Source organism: Mesorhizobium sp. M0701 (assembly GCF_040320365.1).
GTDB lineage: Bacteria > Pseudomonadota > Alphaproteobacteria > Rhizobiales > Rhizobiaceae > Mesorhizobium.
In genome coordinates this window covers 1-22,166 of record NZ_JAMYPO010000068.1, presented here as the reverse complement: position 1 = coordinate 22,166, position 22,166 = coordinate 1, and the positions used below count along the sequence as shown (strand labels likewise).

At 59.9% G+C, this 22,166-nt stretch carries 20 protein-coding genes and 2 pseudogenes; 14 read left to right on the top strand and 8 right to left on the bottom strand.

The genetic code is table 11. From position 1 onward, the window contains the following. The first annotated feature begins 1,300 nt into the window (after nt 1-1,300). From NKI24_RS33675 to NKI24_RS33640, 8 genes are all read left to right on the top strand, one after another. On the top strand, nt 1,301-1,912 hold the full coding sequence (locus NKI24_RS33675; RefSeq protein ID WP_352449197.1) for a cupin domain-containing protein: 612 nt from the start codon (nt 1,301-1,303) through the stop codon (nt 1,910-1,912). A 116-nt stretch (nt 1,913-2,028) separates the two neighbouring features. Next, nucleotides 2,029-2,967, top strand: coding sequence for an ABC transporter substrate-binding protein (locus tag NKI24_RS33670; RefSeq protein WP_352750490.1), 939 nt, complete (start codon nt 2,029-2,031; stop codon nt 2,965-2,967). Nucleotides 2,968-3,041: 74 nt separating this feature from the next. Continuing rightward, nucleotides 3,042-3,839 (top strand): ATP-binding cassette domain-containing protein, encoded by a 798-nt coding sequence (locus NKI24_RS33665; RefSeq protein WP_352449199.1) that lies wholly within the window; start codon nt 3,042-3,044, stop codon nt 3,837-3,839. Continuing rightward, a complete protein-coding gene (locus NKI24_RS33660; RefSeq protein WP_352579665.1) occupies nt 3,836-4,840 on the top strand; it encodes an ABC transporter permease in 1,005 nt (334 codons plus the stop codon). Before NKI24_RS33665 ends, NKI24_RS33660 begins: the two co-directional genes overlap by 4 nt. A gap of 4 nt (nt 4,841-4,844) precedes the next feature. Then, on the top strand, nt 4,845-5,933 hold the full coding sequence (locus tag NKI24_RS33655; RefSeq protein ID WP_352449201.1) for a phosphotriesterase family protein: 1,089 nt from the start codon (nt 4,845-4,847) through the stop codon (nt 5,931-5,933). Nucleotides 5,934-5,960: 27 nt separating this feature from the next. Then, the gene (locus NKI24_RS33650) at nt 5,961-6,731 is read left to right on the top strand and encodes a glutamine amidotransferase (RefSeq protein WP_352750487.1); all 771 of its coding nucleotides are present in this window, start codon (nt 5,961-5,963) and stop codon (nt 6,729-6,731) included. A gap of 3 nt (nt 6,732-6,734) precedes the next feature. Continuing rightward, a complete protein-coding gene (locus tag NKI24_RS33645; protein WP_352449203.1) occupies nt 6,735-7,643 on the top strand; it encodes a ribokinase in 909 nt (302 codons plus the stop codon). After that, nucleotides 7,640-8,470, top strand: a complete 831-nt coding sequence (locus NKI24_RS33640) for a BtpA/SgcQ family protein (RefSeq protein ID WP_352449204.1) — start codon at nt 7,640-7,642, stop codon at nt 8,468-8,470. The genes NKI24_RS33645 and NKI24_RS33640 overlap by 4 nt, the downstream gene beginning before the upstream one ends. Nucleotides 8,471-8,508: 38 nt before the next feature. Here the strand turns inward: NKI24_RS33640 and NKI24_RS33635 are convergent. The 4 genes and pseudogenes from NKI24_RS33635 to NKI24_RS33620 form a co-directional block, all read right to left on the bottom strand. Beyond that, a pseudogene (locus tag NKI24_RS33635) lies at nt 8,509-8,894 on the bottom strand (type II toxin-antitoxin system VapC family toxin). Next, nucleotides 8,891-9,136 (bottom strand): type II toxin-antitoxin system Phd/YefM family antitoxin, encoded by a 246-nt coding sequence (locus NKI24_RS33630; protein WP_352449205.1) that lies wholly within the window; start codon nt 9,134-9,136, stop codon nt 8,891-8,893. The pseudogene NKI24_RS33635 and the gene NKI24_RS33630 overlap by 4 nt, the downstream one beginning before the upstream one ends. Before the next feature lie 386 nt (nt 9,137-9,522). After that, nucleotides 9,523-9,810, bottom strand: coding sequence for a hypothetical protein (locus NKI24_RS33625; RefSeq protein ID WP_023679221.1), 288 nt, complete (start codon nt 9,808-9,810; stop codon nt 9,523-9,525). A gap of 349 nt (nt 9,811-10,159) precedes the next feature. Beyond that, the gene (locus NKI24_RS33620; RefSeq protein WP_245274788.1) at nt 10,160-10,624 is read right to left on the bottom strand and encodes a hypothetical protein; all 465 of its coding nucleotides are present in this window, start codon (nt 10,622-10,624) and stop codon (nt 10,160-10,162) included. A gap of 236 nt (nt 10,625-10,860) precedes the next feature. On the opposite strand from NKI24_RS33620, the gene NKI24_RS33615 reads away from it, so the two are divergent. Then, nucleotides 10,861-11,253: a hypothetical protein gene (locus NKI24_RS33615; protein ID WP_031212493.1), complete on the top strand. Its 393-nt coding sequence runs from the start codon at nt 10,861-10,863 to the stop codon at nt 11,251-11,253. Between the two features lie 57 nt (nt 11,254-11,310). On the opposite strand, the gene NKI24_RS33610 is transcribed toward NKI24_RS33615, so the two are convergent. Beyond that, nucleotides 11,311-12,852: a caspase family protein gene (locus NKI24_RS33610; protein ID WP_051406215.1), complete on the bottom strand. Its 1,542-nt coding sequence runs from the start codon at nt 12,850-12,852 to the stop codon at nt 11,311-11,313. Nucleotides 12,853-13,061: 209 nt separating this feature from the next. On the opposite strand from NKI24_RS33610, the gene NKI24_RS33605 reads away from it, so the two are divergent. The 3 genes from NKI24_RS33605 (at nt 13,062) to NKI24_RS33595 (ending at nt 16,715) form a co-directional block, all read left to right on the top strand. Further along, nucleotides 13,062-15,011, top strand: a complete 1,950-nt coding sequence (locus NKI24_RS33605) for a CHASE2 domain-containing protein (RefSeq protein WP_352750484.1) — start codon at nt 13,062-13,064, stop codon at nt 15,009-15,011. 26 nt (nt 15,012-15,037) lie between these two features. After that, nucleotides 15,038-15,796: a hypothetical protein gene (locus NKI24_RS33600; RefSeq protein ID WP_352750483.1), complete on the top strand. Its 759-nt coding sequence runs from the start codon at nt 15,038-15,040 to the stop codon at nt 15,794-15,796. Nucleotides 15,797-16,253: 457 nt separating this feature from the next. Beyond that, on the top strand, nt 16,254-16,715 hold the full coding sequence (locus NKI24_RS33595) for a phasin (RefSeq protein WP_352616184.1): 462 nt from the start codon (nt 16,254-16,256) through the stop codon (nt 16,713-16,715). On the opposite strand, the gene NKI24_RS33590 is transcribed toward NKI24_RS33595, so the two are convergent. Beyond that, nucleotides 16,712-17,029: a hypothetical protein gene (locus NKI24_RS33590; protein WP_023679214.1), complete on the bottom strand. Its 318-nt coding sequence runs from the start codon at nt 17,027-17,029 to the stop codon at nt 16,712-16,714. The genes NKI24_RS33595 and NKI24_RS33590 overlap by 4 nt on opposite strands. Before the next feature lie 366 nt (nt 17,030-17,395). Here NKI24_RS33590 and NKI24_RS33585 point away from each other — a divergent pair, with 366 nt between their 5' ends. Then, complete coding sequence (locus NKI24_RS33585) at nt 17,396-18,535, top strand: FIST N-terminal domain-containing protein (protein WP_352748558.1); 1,140 nt, start codon at nt 17,396-17,398, stop codon at nt 18,533-18,535. Between the two features lie 10 nt (nt 18,536-18,545). Continuing rightward, entirely contained in the window at nt 18,546-19,886 is a 1,341-nt protein-coding gene (locus NKI24_RS33580; protein ID WP_352750482.1) for an ATP-binding response regulator, read from the top strand. Between the two features lie 712 nt (nt 19,887-20,598). On the opposite strand, the gene NKI24_RS33575 is transcribed toward NKI24_RS33580, so the two are convergent. Together NKI24_RS33575 and NKI24_RS33570 are read right to left on the bottom strand one after the other, a co-directional pair. Then, on the bottom strand, nt 20,599-21,282 hold the full coding sequence (locus NKI24_RS33575) for a response regulator (RefSeq protein WP_023679211.1): 684 nt from the start codon (nt 21,280-21,282) through the stop codon (nt 20,599-20,601). Nucleotides 21,283-22,005: 723 nt separating this feature from the next. Then, nucleotides 22,006-22,166 (bottom strand): annotated as a pseudogene (locus NKI24_RS33570) (S-(hydroxymethyl)glutathione synthase); the annotation flags it as partial.

Here is a 22,166-nt window from a genome sequence, read left to right as displayed (position 1 = left end):
ACCCGACCGATCTCACTGACCTCCCGATCAGATTTCACCATGGCGCGGCATGCTATGGGCCGCGAAGCCTTTCTTCAAGTTGTTTCCGCAGCGGAATGTTCGCCCTCGTGTGCCGAGTTGTGCCTTTGCAGGCTCTGGCGCGACCACGACCTTCAGCGTGGTCAATTGCAGTGTCTGCTTCCGGGCGGAGGCAAAGTTCGCCTCTATGGCCGACATCAGGCGCAGAGCAGACGGTCCGGTTTCCAACCCGGAGCGACAAGAGCTGACCTTTGGTCGGCGCAAGTGTCGTCCTGACGTGACCCAATGCGGTCTTCCGTTGCGAGCGTTGCTGAAGCTGCGTTAAGTCGGTCGGAGGCCAATGGTATTTTCAATGGAACGCTAATATACATGGAAACCCCAACGAGCAGCGCCTGCCAGATACTTGAGGAATGCCATGCGAAGGCTCATCTTCACGGCGATGTGTATCGCCGCCGCAACAGCCGCTAACGCCCATGATTGGTACGAAGATAAGATTGACCCACAGACCAAATTCAAGTGCTGCGGCGGTTCAGATTGCCGCGCCATACCTCGGTCTTCGGTGCGGTCCAGGGTAGACGGCGGGTACACTTATTTGCCGCATAATTTCACCATCCCACGGGACCGTGTACAGGAATCCCCGGACGGGCAATACCATATCTGCGAAAATAAATATGTTGTAACCAACCAGCTGTATTGGCGTTGCTTCTTCGCACCTCGTGTCGATGTGTCTATCCTTCTAAAGCATTAACCGCGCGTCGCTTCCGCAACTTACATCAGCAAGGTGCTAGTTCATTAATTCTGTTGGACTTTCTTCAAAATTGCCGAAGCTCAAGCGGCTGCGCGACTGCCCCCAGGATTTCATTGGATACGTCGCGGCTATCGAGAGCCTGCGCGCCCTGGGCGTAACTCCATGGGGCGCTGCCGCGGGTGACTTCTGGGCGCGCTCCGCAAATTCGGGGACAGTCCAGATTTTATCGTGTCGGCGCGGCCGTGGTTGTGTAGATTGGCTGCGTGGCCCGCCTTGCCCGCATTGTCGTTCCAAGTCCACTCGCCACGTGACGCAAACGCGGTAACGGCTGGCGATTTCGACCACGATGGACAGCCAAGCGATAGGGATAACTGGCGCGGGATCATTCAGCAGGTTCATGCGGGAGCGGCATTCGCCGGATGAGGTAGCTGCGGCTGCAGTCTCGAATTTGACGCATCAGCACTTGCAAATCGTCAGCCGAGGTCTTTTGCTCGCGCGATAGTTGCCCTTGACCGTTGAATGGTTGGCGAACAGATGAACAAAATCGATCGACGGCGGCCAGAATCAGAAACGGACGCCACCATAAATGCCGCAAGACTTGGAACTCGGCTGCGCCTCGCCCGCCAGACACGCGGCATGACGCTGAAGACGCTGGCCGCGGCTGCGAATTGCTCGGAAAGCCTGCTGTCCAAGATCGAGAACGGCAAGGCTTCGCCGTCCCTGCCCATGCTCCACCGTCTGGTCGAGGTTCTCGACACCAATATCGGCTGGATGTTCGAGCAAGTCGACGACGACGAGGCGATCGTATTCCGGGCGGGCGCAAGGCCTTTGATCGCGCTCGACGCGCTACGGCGTGGCGAAGGAATTTCGCTCGAACGCATCATCCCGTATTCGCCTGGCCACCTCTTACAATGCAACATCCATCACATCGAGGCAGAGGGCTCGAGCGAAGGTCCGATCCAGCATGCCGGCGAGGAAGTCGGCTACGTGCTCGCCGGGCGGATCGAACTGATCGTCGACGGCAAGAGCCATGCTCTCGCCACCGGTGATGCCTTCGTGTTCAGGTCGGAGCTGCCGCATCATTACCGCAACATCGGCGAGGAACGCGCTAGCATTTTCTGGGTCAACACGCCGGCGACTTTCTGAGCAACGCTCTGCGTTCATTTGGATTGACAAATATTCAAGTCTCTTGAATGCTTGCCTCGTGCCTGTAGCACCAACGGGACCAGCCGAGGTCTGGTCCGCAAGCAAGGGGAACCGAAATGCGTCTGTTCAAACTTCTCGCCGGCTGTGCCGCCGCCATTGCCATGGGCTCGGCAGCCATGGGATCGGCGCTTGCCGATACGTTCGCTCTCGTCAACATCAACCAGCAGGCCCTGTTCTTCAACCAGATCAACGAGGGCGCGCAAAAGGCAGCCGACGCCGCTGGCGCCAAGCTGGTCATTTTCAACGCCAACAATGTGCCGAGCGCGCAGAACGACGCGATCGAGAACTACATCACGCAGAAAGTCGACGGCATCATTCTGGTCGCCATCGACGTCAACGGCGTCAAGCCTGCGATCACTGCAGCCAAGGCGGCCGGCATTCCCGTCATAGCCATCGACGCGCAGATCCCCGACGGCGACAATATTTCGTTCATCGGCGTCGACAACACCAAGGCCGGCGAGGACATCGGCAAATTCTACGCCGACTATGTGAAGAGCGATATGGCCGGCAAGGCCAAGATCGGTATCGTCGGCGCACTCAATTCATTCATCCAGAACCAGCGCCTCGACGGCTTCAAGAAGGCGGTGACCGAAAGCGGCCAGGCCGTCACCTTCCTCGACACGGTCGACGGCCAGAATGTTCAGGAGACCGCCTTGAGCGCTTCGGAAAACCTGATGACCGCCAATCCGGACATGAACTCGCTCTATGCGACCGGAGAGCCGGCCTTGCTCGGCGCCGTTTCGGCGGTGACCAGCCAAGGCCGCACCGGCGACGTCAAGGTGTTCGGCTGGGATCTCACCAAGCAGGCCGTTCAGGGCATCGACGACGGCTGGGTGGTGGCGGTCGTGCAGCAGGATCCGGCCGGCGAAGGCAAGGCCGCGGTCGAAGCGCTGGGCAAGATCAAGAAGGGCGAGAAAATCGACCCGATCATCAATATCCCGGTGACGATCGTGACCAAGAAGAATGTCGACCAATATCGCGCGATGTTCAAGTAAACTGCGTCGGCGACCGAGCCGCGGCGCCGCCCGAGGCTGCGGCGCGGATCCCTTGCAATCGCGTGGAATTCCAGATGAGCAGTGGCCAGACCTATCGGGTGCGGATGAGCGGCATCTCAAAGCGCTACAACGCCATCCAGACGCTCGATGACGTGTCGCTGACGCTGAAGCCGGGCGAGGTGCTGGGGCTGGTCGGCGACAATGGCGCCGGCAAGTCGACATTGAGCAAGGTGCTGTCGGGGGCAGTGGTTCCCGACGCCGGCACCATCGAGATCGACGGCAAGCCGGTGATCTTCAGCTCGCCGGCGGACGCACGTGCGGCGCGCGTCGAGATGGTCTACCAGGACCTGTCGCTCTGCGACACGGTCGATGTCGCCGGCAATCTGTTTCTCGGCCGCGAGCCGCGCCGCCGCATCGCAGGCATTTCCTTTCTCGACAAGAAGCGCATGCATGACGAGACGCGCCAGATGCTCGATCGGCTCGGCATCGTCATTGCCGATACGCGGCTCAAGGTCGAAAACCTCTCCGGCGGGCAGCGCCAGTCGATCGCGATCGGCCGCGCCGCCTCGTTCGAGCCGGCCGTGCTGATCATGGACGAGCCGACGGCAGCGCTTGCCGTGGCCGAAGTCGAGGCGGTGCTCGAACTGATCCGCGCGGTCAGTGCGCGCGGTGTCAGCGTCATTCTGATCACCCACCGGCTGCAGGATCTCTTCCTCGTCTGCGATCGCATTCAGGTCATGTATGAAGGGCGCAATGTCGCCGAGCGGCTGATCGGCGACACTAATATCGAAGACGTGGTCAATCTGATCGTCGGCCGCAAGTTCAATGCGCGTTCCGCCACCAATGGCTATCGCGGTGGAGCGCCGGCATGAGTGACGCGATCCACACCGCCCAGCCCTCACGAATACGCAGGGGCACCTGGCGCGATGCGCTGCTCGCCAATGGCAGCGTCGTCTCGATCGCGCTGTTCTTTCTGGTCGTCTGCATCATCTTCTCCGTTGCGACCGACGCGTTTCTGACATCGCCCAATCTGTTGAACATCCTGCGGCAGTCGGCGCCGCTGCTGATCGTCGCCGCGGCAATGACTTTCGTCATCACCACTGGCGGCATCGATCTTTCGGTCGGCTCCGTGCTGGCGCTGGTGGCGACGCTGTCGGCGACGCTTTTGCAGTTTGGCCTGCCGTGGCCAGTCGTTATCCTCGCCATGTTGGCGCTCGGTGCCCTGCTTGGGGCGGTACAGGGCTATTTCATTGCCTATGAGGGCATCCCGTCCTTCATCGTCACGCTTGCCGGGCTTTCGGTGATCCGTGGCGTGGCGCTGCTGATCACCGGCGGCTATTCCATCCCCATCGAGCCCGGAAGCGCTTTCACCGTGCTGGGCCGCGCCTGGTTCCTTGGCGTGCCGGTGCCGGCGCTGATCGCGCTGGCGATCCTGGCCATCGCCTATCTCGCCTTCAACGAGACGCCATTCGGCCGCTATGTCACCGGTATCGGCGCCAACGCCGAGGCGGTGCGGCGCGCCGGCGTCAACACGCGGCAGACGACGCTCTTCGTATACGTGATTTCCGCCACCGCGGCAGCCCTTGCCGGGATCATCATTGCTGCCCGGCTTGGATCGGGATCTTCGAATGCCGGCCAGGGTTTCGAGCTGGAAGTCATCGCCGCCGTCGTGCTCGGCGGCACCAGCCTGTTCGGCGGCCGCGGAACGATCATCGGCACGGTGCTCGGCGCGCTGACGGTGGCCGTCATCGGCAACGGCCTGATCCTGGCGCATCTGTCGCCTTTCCTGACGCCGATCGTCACCGGAACGATCATCCTGATCGCCATCTGGTTGAACTTCCGCCTGTTCCGCGGCGCCGTGCGGAGCCGTTGAGCCGATGAGCGATCTGTTCGATGACGCGGTGCCCAGGCGGCGGCTGCCAATCGGGGTCGAAACCGGCCTTGTGATGACCGTGCTCGGCCCGGTTCCGGTCGAGGAGATGGGCATTACGCTGATGCACGAGCACATCTTGCTCGACGGGGCGCGCAGCTGGAAATGCCCCTGCCATCCCGACGACATGGCGATCGCCGAGCAGCCGGTGAACATCGAGATCATCGGCGAGTTGCGCATGAACCCATACGTCAACCGCGACAACGTCTCGCTCGACGACGCCGACCTGGCGCTGTCTGAGCTGCAGCGCTATCGCGCGCTGGGCGGCCACACCGTGGTCGATGCCACCAATATCGGCATCGGCCGCGCCCCCGAAAAGCTCGCCCGCATCAGCCGCATGTCCGGCCTGAAGATCGTCATGGGCACCGGCTTCTATCTCGAGCACACCCATCCCGAATGGCTGAAGGCGATGGATGTGGACGCCGTGACCGAGTTCATCGTCAACGATGTCGGCGGCGGCGAGACGCAGCCGCCGATCATGGCCGGGCTGATCGGCGAAGTCGGCGTCAGCAAGGATTTCACCGCCGAGGAACGCAAGTCGCTGCGGGCTTCGGCGCGCGCCTCGCGCATCACCGGCGTGCCGCTGTCGATCCATCTGCCTGGCTGGGAGCGGCTGGCGCACGACGTGCTCGATATCGTCGAGGCCGAGGGCGCCGATCTTCGCCACACCGTGCTCTGCCACATGAACCCGAGCCACGACGATCCCGACTACCAGAAAAGCCTCGCTCGGCGCGGCGCGTTCCTCGAATACGACATGATCGGCATGGACTATTATTACGCCGACCAGGACGCGCAATCGCCCTCCGACGAGGAGAATGCACGCGCCATCGCCGCCCTTGTCGAGGCGGGCTTCGGCGACCGCCTGCTGTTGTCGCAGGATGTGTTCCTCAAGATCATGCTGACGCGCTTCGGCGGCTTCGGCTATGGCTATATCCTGAAGCATTTCATACCGCGCCTAAAACGCCATGGCGTCGAGCAGCCGGCCATCGACCGCATGCTGATCGCCAATCCGAAAAGCGTATTCGCGCGGCTCTAAGCGGCCTGGAATTACACTGGAGTTCAAATGTCCAAGAAGAAGATCCTGCTTGCCGGCGAATCCTGGGTGTCGACCGCGACCCATATCAAGGGTTTCGACCAGTTTCCGACCGTTACCTACCACAACGGCGCAGACGAGTTGCTGGGCGCACTGAAGGCGACCGACTTCGACGTCACGTTCATGCCGGCGCATGAGGCGCAGCGCGGCTTTCCACAGACCATGGAGGCGCTGTCGGCCTATGACGCGGTCGTGCTCTCCGACATCGGCGCCAACACGCTGCTGCTGCATCCCGACACCTGGGTCCACTCCAAGCCGACGCCGAACCGCCTGCGCCTGCTCCGCGATTACGTCAGCGGCGGCGGCGGTCTATTGATGTTCGGCGGTTACTACAGCTTCCAGGGCATCAATGGCGGCGCGCGCTACCACAAGACCCCGGTCGAGGACGTGCTGCCGGTGAACTGCCTGGCATTCGACGACCGCGTCGAGGTTCCCGAAGGCTTTGCGCCCGTGCCAAAACCAGGGTCGAGCCATCCCATCCTCAGGGGCCTCGGCTCGGACTGGCCGGTCCTGCTCGGTTTTAACGAGGTGACGCTGAAGGACGGGGCCGAGGTCCTGGCCAGCGTGTCGTCGGACTATGGCTCGCTGCCGCTGCTTGTCACCGGCCATTACGGCAAGGGCCGCACCGTGGCCTGGACATCCGATGTCGGGCCACATTGGCTGCCGCCGCAATTCATCGCCTGGCCAGGCTACAAGACCCTGTTCGAACAGATGCTGGGCTGGGCGACAGGTGAGAGCTGAGCCATGCATGTCCACGTCGTCGGCAATGCCTGCGTCGATACGGTGTTTCGCGTCGGCCGCTTCCCTGCCGCGGGCGAGACTTTGAATGCCGTGAGCTATGCCGACGGGCTCGGCGGCAAGGGCGCCAACCAGGCGGTCGCAGCAGCACGGACTGGTGCAGAGGTGACGTTCTGGACGGCGCTCGGCAAGGACCCCGCTGGCGCGTGGATGAGGAGCCGCCTCGACAGCGAGCTGTCCAACGTTGAGGTGAGCGAATTCGAGCTGCCGAGCGACTGCTCGACCATCGTCGTCGATAAAGGCGGAGAGAATTTCATCGTCAGCGGCGTCGCCTGCAGCGAAGCCTTCGATCCGGTGGCGCAAACAGCACTTGTCCGCTGGATCGCTCCCGGCGACATCCTCGTCTGCCAGGGAAATTTGCGGACTGCCGTGACCAATGCCTGCCTCAGAGCAGCAAAGGGAAACGGTGCGCGCACCGTTCTCAACGCCAGCCCGATCGACACGGCCTCGCTGCCCGATCTCGGCCTGGCGGAGGTTCTGGTGGTCAACCAATCCGAAGCGCAAATCTTGACCGGCCGGGATGACATGACAGCAGCCGCTGGCGCGCTGGCGGCCAAAGGCGCAGGCACCGTCGTAATCACCCTCGGTGCCGCAGGCTGTATCGTGCTTGGCACGGACCGGACGGAACCGCTTCGCTTGCCGGGGCCGCGAGTCGAAGCGCTCGACACCAGCGGCGCGGGCGATGTATTCTGCGGCTGTCTGGCCGGTGGGCTTGCCCGGGGCATGCCGGTCATCTCGGCGCTGGAGCTGGCGCTCGCCGCCGCCGCAATCGCCGTGACACGGCCGGGCACGCTGGCATCCTGTCCTTCCGCCTCCGAGATGGCGGCGCTCATCGATCAAATGGAGCTCTCATGACCCAGCTCGGCCAATCTGGCGGCGACGCGCTCGTGGACCTTTTCGGCCGCACAAAGGTGGTGATCGGCGTCGTTCATCTGGCGCCGCTGCCCGGCGCGCCGCGCTATGACGGCGAGGCTATCGAGGCGATCTACCAGCGCGGGCTTGACGACGCCAAGGCCTATCTCGACGGCGGCTGCGACGGCGTGATCGTCGAGAACCATGGCGACATCCCCTTCGCCAAGCCTGATGATATCGGCCCGGAGACGGCGGCCTACATGGCGGTGGTTTCCGACCGCATCCGCCGCGAACTCGGCAGGCCGATCGGCATCAATGTGCTGGCCAATGCCGCGATTCCGGCCTTGGCGATCGCCAGCGCAGCCGGCGCCGGCTTCGTCCGAGTCAATCAATGGGCGAATGCCTACGTCGCCAATGAGGGCTTTGTCGAAGGCGAATCGGGCCGCGCGGCACGCTACCGCGCCAGGCTGCGCGCCAACGGCATCCGCATTTTCGCCGATGCCCATGTCAAGCACGGCGCACACGCCATCGTCGCCGACCGCCCGGTGGAGGAACTGGTCAAGGACCTGGTCTTCTTCGACGCCGACGCCATCATCGCCACTGGCCAGCGCACCGGCCACGCCGCGGATTTGGGCTACATAAGTATGATCAAGCAGGCCGCCGGCCTGCCGACGCTGGTCGGCAGCGGTGTCACGCCGGACAATGCCAAGGATATCCTCGCCATTGTCGACGGGGTCATCATCGCCAGCGCGCTGAAGCACGACGGCGTCTGGTGGAACCAAGTCGACGCTGCTCGAGTAAAGGCGTTCATGGGTGGTCTGAAGCGATAGCTGGACTACTCTGCCGAGGGGCTTGGGGTCCAGCTTGATCAGAGACGACGGACGGGCCCAGGATACTGCGCGACCAGATCGTCGACGGTAGCAAAGTAATGCCTTCCACAATCGATTGAGCAATCAGGATCCGATCGAAGGGGTCCTTGTGGATGGGTGGAAGCCCATCCACCGCAATGGCATGCTCGCCGGTGATTGGCAGCTCATGATAGCCATTGTCTATCAGGGCCCGACGTAAAACACGCGCATCGACTCTGAAGTCGGGGCGCCCCAGACCGCGTTTAAAGGCAATCTCCCAGAGACTTGCGGCGCTGAACGTCAAGTGGTTATCGGCATTCTCGATCTCAGCGAGGGCTGCGGGCGGAAGCTTTTCGGGTTCGCCCACCGCCCAGAGCAGAAGATGGGTATCGAGAAGAAGTTTCATGCATGGCCGCCAAACAGCTTCTCGATTTCGTCATCGGCCATGCGATCAAAATCGTCCGGAACTGAAAACCGCCCGGCCATAAACCCCACCCGGCGCATTTCGCCGGCGGCAGGTGCGTCTATGGCAACGACCTTGACCATCGGCTTGCCGGATTTGGCAATAATGAAGGATTCGCCTTTGGCCGCCCTGTCGACAAGACGACACAGATGCGTCTTGGCCTCGTGGATATTGACGGTGCGCATTGCGGGCCCATGACTTAGTCCATGCAACTTAGTCTACATGGGGCCCCCGATTATCAAGCGTGTTTCAGTCAGTGAAGGTGATGGATGCCGGATGCGGCTGATCCTTTCGGATCGGCCGCAGGGCACGACTTCAACAAAGACGCGTAATCGATTGTCTGAACTGCATGTTTGTTGGGACTACATCTCACCTGATGTTGGCCGAACCTGTTGGTCCGCCATACGAGGTCGGAGTTCACAGGAGCGATTTTTACCGAGCAAATGCTCTAGGTTACGCAAGGGCACGAAAGCGAAACGTCCGCTTTTAGGGCGCTGCACCACGGCGGCGACGAGCCCGACACTGTACCGAAGGCGATCGACGCGACGGGCGCCAAGGGCCTTACCGGACTCTATGTTCCCTTCACGATTCTCGGTTTAGTCGGTCGGCGGGATTGAGCCGCGCTCTCGAGGGCCAAGGCCAACCGCTTCTCGTCTTCGATGGCGCGATCGACTGCCTCAATTTCCTCTTGGAGCACCTTCAGCTCGGCTCCGTAGCTGGAGCCGTCGCTGTCCCCGATCTGAAAGCCACTTGCCCGCATTGCGTCGCGAGTATGGTGCACGTTACGGACTCCTTCGCGTCGAGTCGCGACCAAGATTTCCCTAAACTCTCCAAGACGTTCAACGTGATTGCGAGCCATTGCGTTCTCCTATTTCGTCGTCATCGTCGCCGACGGCGATTCAGAACGGCTAAAACTTACGGAGATACTCTCGACAAAGCATGAGTGCGGAAGCTCAAATTTGAATGTCTTGCAGCAGGCGGAAATTGGCTTCGACCCGATCGATCTCAGACCAAATGCCAGACACCTTCGGCCGAGCGCGTCTGCGGCTCCCCCAACGGGGCCATCCGCCCATGTAATCAGTAAAAAGTCGAGTGCGAGAATGACCCGGGCCATGGACGTCCCGCCATTCTGGAAAGCGCGTTGAGTAATGCTCCTCGACAAAGAATCATGCTGGCACACTGGCGTCGTAGGTCCGAGGCGAGGCCGGCTAATTCGTGCCGTGTTCGCTGGAGGTATCACTCCTCTCTGAATCCTGCAGTGAGGCGTGGCGAAATCCGAACTCGCCCCGTAGATGCTTGACGTGGGCTTTCACCCCGGCCTGACCCATGGTCGCCGGCCGCTTTATGCCCTTCGGCGGTGGCCCGGCGTGCTCTTGGACACGCTTCCACAGCCGTTCGCGCATCTCCTGGTTCAAGGTGATGAAGGCCGAACCGGCATATTTTCCGGTACCGGGCTTCGCCAGCAAGGCGAATGCCGCCTTGCCCGGCTCGCGCTCGACGCCCAATAGTTCGTATTCCTGGACTGTGAAGCTCTTCGTCTTCAGCCAATTCGTCGTCGGGCCGCTTCGATACGGGCTGTCGGCGCGCTTCGAGACGATGCCCTCAAGGCCCGCTTGGTCGGCAAGATAGGCGGCGGTAAGTGCAATGAGGCTCGCAATCCAAACACCGCGCATCACACGCTCGGGCGGCCTGCGCATTGTAAACACTGAGAACGCGTTGGCTTAAGCGCAAATCCTAGGGAACATGCTAGAATGTGCGGCTTCGCTCAACTTGAGCAAATGTCCCCAACGACATCTAGGACGCGCTGATTTCCGCTTCTTGAAAGCTTGTTATCATGATAATTTTCAGTCTCCTCGCTTAAGAATATATAGACATGTCAGTCAAACCGGCGGGGGATGGGGAGGATAGGATGAAACTGTTATCGCTTGTTGTCGCAGCTACGTTTTCACTTGCTATGTCCGCTTGGGCCGAGGATCTACCAAGTAGCGCGAAGAAAGCATCGATGGAAGAATTTAAGACTTTTGCTAATGGGAAAAAGGTAAATGTAATTATATACGACGCTGGAGCTGCCATAACTGCCACTCTTGTCTGGAACTGGAAGAAAAAACAGATCATTGGGGAAGCTTTGGTGAACAACAAAACTAAGATAAAGGTCAAAGTTCCCTTGACTTTCGACGGTGACAAGGCCTGTTCACAAGACCAAGGTAAACCAGTTTGTCATCTTATCTACATTGACAACGACAAATTTTACGAGGTGCGCGACGACGGCAAAGTCCACGCGACTTCGACGTTGGTTCAATGAGACGGACCACGTCCGAATGGTTTGGTCGGCGTTTGCACGGACCCGCAAATGCCGGCCCTATTCAGTACGCTTGTCAAGTCTTACGACACCTGCACACTCGCCTCCGACTCGAGAAAACTCACCGCTGCCTTTCGCACCTTGAAGCCTGCCGATGATATGGTTTTGCCTTGGCGCACCATCGTCATCGACGAAACTTAAATAGATGTCGAATGCCCCGTCGGCGGTGATTGTTCCGGCCAAAGGCACCATCGCGGAAATTTCCGTTCCATCGATAAAGATTGTCGTTGACTGTTCAGTGTAATCGCAGGCGGAATTACCTGCGCGCCGCGTCAGTGCCCACGCGCCATCAAAAGCCTTTACCTTGACCGGAGCGCAGACACGTTCTGGGATATTCTTGATTGCGCGCAACACCTCTTTCGTCGGCTCCAGGCTGGCAAGCTTCAATCCCCGCTGCTCGGCAAAGGCTTGAAGAGCTTTCCGACTTCCCGGTCCCCATTTGCCGTCTGCCTGTCCGACAAGGCAGCCGACTCGCGTTAGCTCTGTTTGCGTTGCCTTTGTCAACGCGCGCGGATCAGCCAAAGCTTGCGTCACATCTAAATCAGGATGAGCTTCTGCAACCTCCACGCCCTCGATGGAAATCGAGGGGGCTTTGCCACGATCTGTTGCTGCCTGTTCGATCTCGTCGATCTTCAAGCTGGCTAACGCCGCAAAGGCGCCGCTTGGATACTGTCTGAGATAGGCCTCAAAGAAGCGCTTGTCCGTTTTTTCCTTGATGGTCTCCCAATAGGCGACTTCTACGTCCCCTCCTTTCGCACCCGCCGTGACAGCGGTGTTTCCGGACAACGGTTGCAAAATGACGTCGCCCGTCAGCGAGGAGTTGTCCCATGGCACTTGCTTGCCGTCGGTTGCTTCAAGCACATCCCTACGGACGTTGATGAGGTCGCGGGAGATGTCCTGGCCAGGCGTACCAAGATTCTTCAGCAGCGCAGATGTGAACGGCGAGTTCCTTCCCTCGCCGTCCAGCGCAACGTTCCCGGGCTGCGTTGCAAAGGCTATGAGCGATCCAACGCCCGTGCCTAGCTTTGCCAAGCCCCGACCGACCGACCCTGATCGCGTACCCATCGAGCGCCCAAGGTTCTGTGAGAAAGGACTGTCCCGGCAAGCATCCAAAAATACCAGGTTGACCTTCGTGGTTCGCTCCATGGCCGACAAGACGAGGTCCATGGGCACGGCTTCGAAGTCGAGGTCGTTATATGTGGATAGCCGCGCATCAACGGGAGCCATGTAGTTGGTGCCGTTCACCTGGACGCCATGGCCGGCATAGAAGAGAAGCGCCATGTCGGCACCATCCAGCTTGCCGATGAAATCTCGAACCGTGCCGCGCATCCCGCTCAGATCGAGGTCCTCGCCTGCAACCACCTCAAAGCCCAACGCCTGCAGTTTTGCGGTCATATCCACCGCATCATTTTTTGGATTGGAAAGTGGAACCGCGTATCTATAGGCAGAATTACCGATGACCAGCGCGACGCGCCGTTCTGCCCACGCTTGGGCGCTCAGCGAAACTAGAAGAAGCGCAATGGCGAAGCGAAGCGCCATCATGGCTGTATATCCTTAGTCTCAGCTCATGCAGCGGATTCACCAGTCGATGGACAGGATAAAACCGGAGCAGTCTTGCGAGACTGAGCCCGGTGCTTCGCAGTGTCAAGTCTAGCGGATCTAGCGAAGGGCCCACCGCTAGCCCACAGTTCGTCAGCGGTCTATGCTGTGTAGATTCACGCCGATAGACACCGAAACGAATTGCACGCAGCTTGGCCGTCTTCACGCCGATCGGAATGGTTCAAAAAGGGCGCCTTCTCGCGTCGCTCGGATTCTTTTTCATTCTGGGCGCCTGCATTGCCACATTCTCTCCCTCAGGCGAGAAACTGCTGCGCGACGTCTTGATGACGACCATCTCGCCCTTCGTCGCGCCCCCGACAGACATCGTGATCGTAACGATCACAGAGCAGACATTGGAAAGGTTTCCCTATAGATCGCCGCTGGATAGGGGTGCCTTGGCCGACCTTGTGCAGAGAATCGACAAGGCTCATCCGAGAACAATAGGCATTGACTTGCTTTTCGATCAGCCAACCGAGGCAGAAAAGGATCGGCGCCTAGCTGAGGTTATCGAGGCGGCCGAAAGTCCGGTAATTGTCGCATCTGCATCACACGACGACGACCTTACCGACAAGCAACTGTCGTATCTTAGTCGCTTCGCGCCAAGCGCCATCCGCGGACTGGCCGCCCTGTCTCATGATAGGGTCGACGCGGTTGTGCGGGAAGAATTTCCAGGGCGCGTGGTGAATGGCAACTGGCAACCTAGCTTTGCATCAGCGCTCGCGCAGACCGCCGGCATATCGGCATCGCAAGCTGCGGAGAAGATGGTCTACTATCGGGCTACAGGCATTCATCCGGCACGATGGACAATATATCCGACACACGCCGCCGCTTTCGCGCCCCCGGCCTGGTTCGCCGGGAAGTTCGTTTTGATCGGCGTCGACCTCCCGCTGCAGGATCGTCATGCAACCCCCTTTGCCGTGCTGAACGGCTCTGTTGCCGGAGCGCTGCCGGGTGTGGTTATTCATGCCAATGCGCTGGCGAGATTGATCAAGGGCGACAAAATCATTACGCCAGGGGCGGTGGCGGCGTTTGGGCCCTTCGTTCTCGCGACGGCGCTCTGCATCTGGGTCGCTTGGCTCCGCATATCAGTGCTGGTGAAACCTATGGTCATCATCGGCGCAGTCGTTTCGGTTTTGATCTTAGAAGCAACCGCGTTTGCCAAGGCCGGGATTCTGTTACCAATGGTCGCGCCGTCGATGCTGCTGCTAGGGCTCTCCGGATTCGTCGCAATTCTGGCATGGCACCGGGACTCGAAAGAAAGGCGTTTCGTCCAGAACGCGTTCTCTCAGTATCTCAGCCCGGCAGTCGTGGCAGAGCTAGTCAGCAAGCCGGCGTCACTGCGCCTCGGCGGATCCGAACGCTTGATAACGTGCGTGTTCACCGACCTTGAGGGGTTCACCAGTTTGGGCGAACGGACGGAACCAGAGGTATTTGCTGCGGTTCTGAATGAATACCTCGATGCGGTTTGTGGTCTCTTCATTGAACATGGAGCCACGATAGACAAACTGATAGGCGATGCAGTCATTGGTTTTTTTGGTGCACCGGGTGTGCAGGAGGACCAAGCCGAAAGGGCCCTAAAACTAACGCTCGCTACCGTCGCGATGTCTCGAAGATTTCGGACAGATGTAAAGTCTAGAGGCCACGACGTTGGCGTCACTCGTATCGGCGTCCATCGAGGACCTGCAGTTGTCGGAAATTTTGGGGGCAATCGATTCTTCAACTACACGGCCATGGGCGATACGGTGAACACCGCTGCCAGGCTCGAAGGCGCGAACAAGTTTCTAGGTACCATGAACTGCATCAGCGAGGAGGTGGCGAACTCTTCCGATGACTACCTGCTTCGGCCATCCGGTGTGTTGTGTCTGAAAGGCAAGACTGAGTGGATCTCAGCCTTCGAGTTGCTGGAGGACGGGCGTATGAATCGCGAGATGGTGGAGGCTTACTCGCAAGCTTATTTGCTGATGTCCGCGCGTGACAAGACTGCCGCTGCTGCCTTTGCATCGCTGGCCATTCAATATCCCAACGATGGCCTCGTTGCTTATCACCTTGGAAGACTGAAGCAGGGTGAGGCTGGCGATAGGATCTATCTTGAAGGCAAGTAAAACAAGCGTATGGTTGAACGTGCGTCATGTATCGGCAACCCAAAATCATTTTCCTACTGGCTGCGGCCATCGCAGCAGTTGGTTCTTGCTCGAGCGCTCTTGCGGCCAGCGAGTATGTCGTTGTCGCTGTCGATCCTCCCGCGGACAGCCCTCAGCTCGGCAAACTGTTCAGACTGGGCGACCTCGTGCATATCGAGGGTGGATCGACTGTCACTTTGATGGGTGACGATGGCTCGGTCACTGCGTTGCCGGGACCTGCGGATGTTGTGGTGACTGACGACGCATCGGGTTCTGGATCAACCTCTAACGGGGCGGCGGGCGCTTCTTCGAGTTTGACTGCGATTTCGGATCTATTGGGGAATGCCGCTGGTCAGCTCCAAACCATAGGTGGGTCTCGTGGCGTTTCCGACACGACGGCCGCCACCTTGGAACCTTGGATGGTGCCGGTCGAAAATCGTCTGACAGGCTGCGTTTATGACCTCAAACTGGAGCTTTGGCGCCCACCGGGGCACAGGGCGGATGTTTCGGTTGCCTATAATGAAGAGTCGCTGGCGACAAGCTTGGTCTGGGACAAGGACACCCCAATTTTGGCAATTCCCGGAAACATGCCACCGGATCTTCGATCCGTTGAGTTGGTGATCGACGATGAGTCGGTTCGAATGCCTATCGTGCATTTGCCCACCGGCCTCAGCCCGTCGGATCATGTGGGACTGTATGCCTGGATGATAGAAAGCGGTTGTCTTCTTCAGGCATCCGCACTGATCCGGAACTTGGCTAACCGATAGACCACCAGGGGTGGTCACTTCACGGCGCACTGGAAGCGGTAGAGGCGCGCCTTCGCGTCAACCACCGCCATATCGAGGCAACTTCTCGATGGCGCGCTAAGGAAAGCGATCGCCTTGTGCCCAGCGGGTACGCCGACTGAAAGTTTGCGGCGCACGAATTTAACGGTTTCGTTGACGTAGACTTGGACGGTTGCCGAATAGCGGCTGAAGTAGATACCCAGGTGGCAAAACGTCGTGCTCTGTTGCGAGGCTATGCTGGATCAGGTGGTCCGTCCAGAAGAGTTCTTCCTGCAGAACCGGCGATCTCGAGATGCCACCGACCCTCCGCATGCCCCCTCGGAACGCTGGAAGAGGGATGGTGCGTCGCACAAAAATATTGCAATGCACTATAAATGCCGTAACGTCAGTTTCGTAAGTGAACGAGACGGCTTTTGTGAAAGGCCGTCCACCGGAAAGGATGGAAACTATGGCCAAGACCGCTGACACCGTTGAAAATACCTCATTCCCCACCTTCGACGCGTCGAAGGCTGCCGACCAGGTCCGCGCTGTCGCCGAAAAGGGCGTCGAGCAGTCGAAAGAAGCCTATGCGAAATTTGCGTCAGGCACCGAGACGACCCAGAAGGCTCTGCAGTCGAGCTTCGAAACCGCCAAGACCGTCGGCAACGAGTTGTCGCTGAAGACAATTGCTGCTCTGCGCGCCAATGCCGAAGCCGGCTTCTCGCACCTCGAAGCCCTGGTTGCCGTGAAGTCGCCGTCCGAGTTCATCGAACTCCAGACTGCCTTCTTGCGCACGCAGCTCGAAAAGACCGTCGAGCAGGCCAAGGAATTTCAGGCCGTGACGACCAAGGCTGCCGAAGATGTATCGAGGCCGATCAAGGATGTCGTTGAAAAGGCGATGAAAGATCTCAAAGTCGCCTAATTGAGTCTAAGCGATCGGAAATAACCGCGAAACAACACCTTCTCCAGCCGGTCTTTTTCCTTTTGGCTGGATGCTCTTTGGTGCCTGCGTTGCCATGGCGGTGCGGGCATAGCTCTCTCGGCTGCGATCATCCGCACAATCTGACGGCGGCGAGCGACGAGCCCGGCCAGGGCCTCGGCTTCGGTGCCGCGCAACGGGCACTTGCCGCTTGCTCGACCCAACGAAGGCAGCGTTACAGCAGCATCGGTGGTGTCGGTCCTGGCCCGCTTGCCGAGCGCATTGGCGTAGGCTGTCACCTGCCCCGGATTGACCACGACAACCGCCAGGCTAGACTGGCACCCTGTCCAAAGCGGCAACCGCTAAGCGCGATATCCTGCCCCATTCTTGGCACGTCGAGCCTGCCAGCCGTGATCCGTGGACATTCGCCTGCGGCAAATTCAGCTGGGCCTTCGTTGCACGGATGGCGGTGCGATGCGGCCTTTCGTGTGTGAGTGGCTGCGCGGACGCCGTCAAACGGCAGAAACTTCAAATCCATCATGTTGGCTCATTGCCAAAGCACCGCTTCAAGACAACAATGACCTCGACGCCGGCGCGCCAGACGCGCACAAAAAAAGCGTCGGAGGAAATGGAGGAGGAAGCCGCTGGCCAAGTCACGGACGCGCTATGCATGCGGCCTTTCGGTGCTCACCACCGACGAATCTGACGCGGATGCGTTCGCCCGGGCGGTGGCAGCGGAAGCAGCGGCCATTGACGCCGGGTTTGCCCTCCTGTTTTTCTCGCAGAGCCTCATAGAGGCCGTCGCCCTGTCGGAAGCGCTGAAGAGCCACGCGCCGGCGCTCCACTATGCCGGCTGCTCGACGGCCGGTGAGATAACGCCCAAAGGGCTGGAGGAAGGCCAGATCCTGGCTATGCTGCTTCCCTCCGCATCGTTTTCGGCAGCCAGCACCATGGTCGAAAATCTGTCCTCATCGGGCATGGACGGGATTACCGGCGAAGTCGAGGCGCTGAGGCGTTCGTTACACGAGCGCCTCGGGCACGAGCGAGCCGACACCACTTTCGCGCTCTGCTTGATCGACGGCCTGTCTTATGCCGAAGAAGCGGTGACCTCCGCCATCCATTGGGGGCTCGACGACATCCCACTGATCGGCGGGTCGGCTGGCGATGATTTGAAATTCGAGACAACGCGGCTGATCTCGAACGGCAAAGTGACCTCCGACAGCGCCATCATCGTGCTGATCACCACGGAAATTCCTTTCCACGTGTTCAAGACCGACAATTTCGTTCCCACCGACGAGAAGCTGGTGGTGACGGCATCCGATCCCGACCACCGCATCGTGCGCGAATTCAACGCCACCATTGCCGCCGAGGAATATGCCGCCTCGGTCGGCGTCGTCGCGCAGATGCTGACGCCACTGAGTTTTGCCTCGCACCCGGTGGTGGTGAAAGTCGGCGGCGAATTTTACTGCCGTTCAATCCAGAAGATGCATGCGGACGGCTCGCTGTCGTTCTTCTGCGCCATCGACGATGGTGTCGTGCTTGCCGTCGCCCAGCCTAAGGACATGGTCGAGGCGACCCGCGCCGCGCTCAGCGACGTCAGCAAAAGGCTTGGCGGCATCGACCTGATCCTCGGTTTCGACTGCGTGCTGCGCCGGCTCGACGCGCGCAATCGGCAGGTCTATCGCGAGATTTCGGAACTCTACAAGGTCAACAACGTCCTCGGCTTCGGCACCTATGGCGAACAGTACCGTTCGATGCATCTGAACCAGACCTTCACCGGCATCGCCTTCGGTGAACGCAAGGCGGCCGAAGCGGCGGAGTAGGAAATCCGGGATGCCGCTCAGGAACATCGACGACCTGGAAAGGCTGAAGAAGATCAACGCCGCGCTGATCAGCCGCGTCGAGCGTTCCATGGACCAGCAAGGCAATGCCTTTTCGCTGTTCCAGACCGCCATTTCGCTTGAGAGCCGGGTGCGCAGCCGCACCGAAGAGCTGCATTCGACCTTGCGCCGGCTGGAGCAGTCGAACATCGACTTGAACGCAGCCAAGGAAAACGCCGAGCTGGCGAACCTGTCCAAGACCAGGTTCCTGGCGGCCGCCAGCCATGACGTGCTGCAGCCGCTGAACGCCGCGCATCTGTCGGTCTCGGCGCTTGCCGAAGTACAGACCAGCGAGGAAGGCAGAAAGCTGGTCCGCCAGGTCGAGCGATCGCTGGAGACGATGGAGGACCTGCTCCGCACCTTGCTCGACATTTCCAAGCTCGATGCCGGCGTCGTGCAGCCCGACATCACCGATGTCAGCCTGGAGACGCTGTTTTCGTCTCTGCGCTCGGATTGTCAGCCGGTTGCGGAGATGAAGGGGCTGACGCTGAAGTTCCGGCCGGTCAATGCGCTCGTTCGTTCGGACCGAACCTTGCTGCGCCGCATCCTGCAGAACATCCTGTCCAATGCACTGCGCTATACCCGTTCGGGCGGCGTGTTGGTCGGCACCAGACATCGCGGCGACACGATCCGCATCGACGTCGCCGATACCGGCTGCGGCATCCCCGACGACCAGCGCGAGGCGGTGTTCGAGGAATTCCATCGCGGCGTGATCCCGACGGATGCCGGGCTTGCCGCCGGCGGGCTAGGGTTGGGGCTGGCCATCGTGCGCCGCATCGCCGCGGCCCTCGGCCATCCCGTCACGTTTTCGTCGAAGGTCGGACATGGCACGATTTTCCATATCGACGTTCCGGTCGGGATCGGCGACACGGCCGATCCAATCGCCAGCACCGTCGACATGGAGCGGCCGCGCGGCTACGGTCTGTTCGGCACAAGGGTGCTGCTGGTCGAGAACGACATCGACGTTCTGCAGGCGATGACCTCCCTGCTCGAGCGCTGGCAATGCCTGGTGCGCCCCGCCACCTCGACCGGTGACGCGCTCGACTTGCTTGGCGATACCGACTGGTTGCCAGATATTGTCATAGCCGACCAGCATCTCGACGGCGGCGACCTCGGCACCACCACAATCGCCGAGGTCCGTGATTATCTCGGTCGCGCCGTGCCGGCGCTCATCGTCACCGCCGACGGCTCGGAAAGTGTCGCCAAGGCCGCCCGCGCCGCCGGCATCGAGCTGATGCGCAAGCCGCTGAAACCGGCCCAACTGAGGGCGTTGCTGGCACATCTGCTGGCTTGAACGGTCGTATCTTCCCAGCACACGGGTAACCGTGTTCCAGCCATTACTTGTGCCTAGGCGGTAATTCATATGAAGCAGATTCACTTCTTCGCGCTAAAGGACGATCTTCTTCCCGTATTGGAGGCAGTAGAACGTGAAATTTCGATAAAATACATCCTCATGGTCATTTTCCCAAGATGGAATTCGACTCTTTTAGCAATAGAATGCAAATTTCAACTCTTGGGCAATCAACCACTGAATCGGCTTCTAGCGGTCGATCATTTCTTGTCACTGGCCACGCTGTGCCCATCGAGGTGAGGCCGATAAAAACACCTTCCGGCATCCGGTATTCGCTAGATCAGCTTAGCAATCCGGACACAGTAACTTTTTCCCCTGGTGGGCGATGTGCTGAAGATGTTGTGATAAATGGCCGCGTGGCAACGGTCTCCGACACGCCGCTCGCTCAGGAGCTAATGAAGACTTTTAATAGAGCATTCAAAGAGCAATTTAGTAAAATTAAAGCATTCTACGTTGGACCCGGGGCCGCCATTTTACTAGACGAGGGAAAGCGGCTAACTGCTGCAGAGCAATCGCCGCGTGAATTTGATCTGACTAGAGAGCCGCGGGTTGCTTAGCTGGTGTCAGGAACGTGAGAGCCGTCGCTAGTCTAGTCCGATTGCGGTGACACGAGTGCGGTCGACTACGGTGACAGTGCGCTTTTTAGCGAGCGCTCTCAAAACCCCGCCGGATCGCGAAACAGCTCGGCATTGTCGAGCTTTGAGACCTCGATCACCGCCTGGGTGCGGCTGTAGACGTTGAGCTTGCGCAGGATTTCGGAGACATGCGCCTTGACGGTGGTCTCGCCGACCTGCAGCTCATAGGCGATCTGCTTGTTGAGCAGGCCCTGGCGCAGCATCTGCAGCACTTTGAGCTGCTGCGGCGTCAGCGTAGCCAGGCGCTGCACCATCTCGGCGCGGTCGGTGCTGTCGGCGTCGCGCGGCCGGCCTTCATAAGTCTCGGGAACATAGATCGCGCCTTCCATCACCGAGCGAATGGCGGCGGCAAGGTCGCTCTTGCGCGCCGATTTCGGGATGAAGCCGGCCGCACCGTAGGACAGCGCCTCGGAAATGATCTTCGGTTCCTCATAGCCGGAGACGATGACCACCGGCAGGCGCGGATAACGCGTCCTGAGCTGCAGCAGCCCGTCAAACCCATGCACGTCGGGCATGCTGAGATCGAGCAGCGCCAGGTCGAACGGCTTGGCATCGGTCAGAAGCTCGAGCGCCTCGGCAATCGAGCGTGCCTCGACCGTGTCGACTTCCGGATAGGCCATCTGCACGGCACTATGCAGCGCCTCGCGAAACAGCGGATGGTCGTCAATGATCAGGAACCTGGCGCGATCGGTCATCAGCTTCATTTCGGTTTGGTCTGGCCTAGAATAGTCCTGCAACCATGGCCAGCTTATTGGCAAATAGTACATTGCCATCTTGGCCGGCTAAAGCAGAATGTGCCCATGATTTCCGCGGCGCCACGCGGCAGATGTGGCTGTTCTGAAATGCAATGCCTTGCCCGGTGGCCCAAATCGGCCGAATGTGCCGGCGACGGATCCATTGAAACAGAGACAGGTCGTGATCGACTTCCGGCTTCGCGTGACAGCCAGTGACCGCCGGCTTTCGCACTGTTGCCGGTCGCCACACGACGCTTCCCCGACGCCCGCCTTGTTCGCGGCCGCACCGATGGTATCGGCTGGTCTGGGGTCGCGCTGGTATACGGGCTGGTTTCCTGGACAAAACGCAGCAAGCTGATGGTGCTGCCGTTCAAGCCCGCTAGGCGCTGGTAAGGAGCACCACCTTGCCGCCATCGCGCTTTGGGCGCGACTTTGCCTGCGATATCCAAGCTAGTCCACGATCTGGGCCGCGCCAAGCCAGAACCAACTGATCGCAGTCGCTGATCTTGAAGCTATACGACCCGGTTGGACCAATTTCAGCGTATTCCCCGTTGAGCCCAACGCCCCCTGAGGCTGACAGCACGTCTGCAATGACTTACGAAGCGTGTCCGTCCACGCGCTCGCCTGCGTTCGTTCCAACGCCTGGGACCGGGCGATTTCGTCCGGCCCCCAAGGATAGTGTCTGATCAGTCGTTAGGCCGGCAACGCGCCGGATCTCTTGGCCGTCCAGGTGGCGATATAGTCCATCAGCCCGGGATTGAGGCAATCATAAGGTTCGAGCCCGATCGACTTCAGCTGTGACCTTATGCCGTCCATGCGGCTCGGATCGACACCGGATTCGATGATCGAAGAGA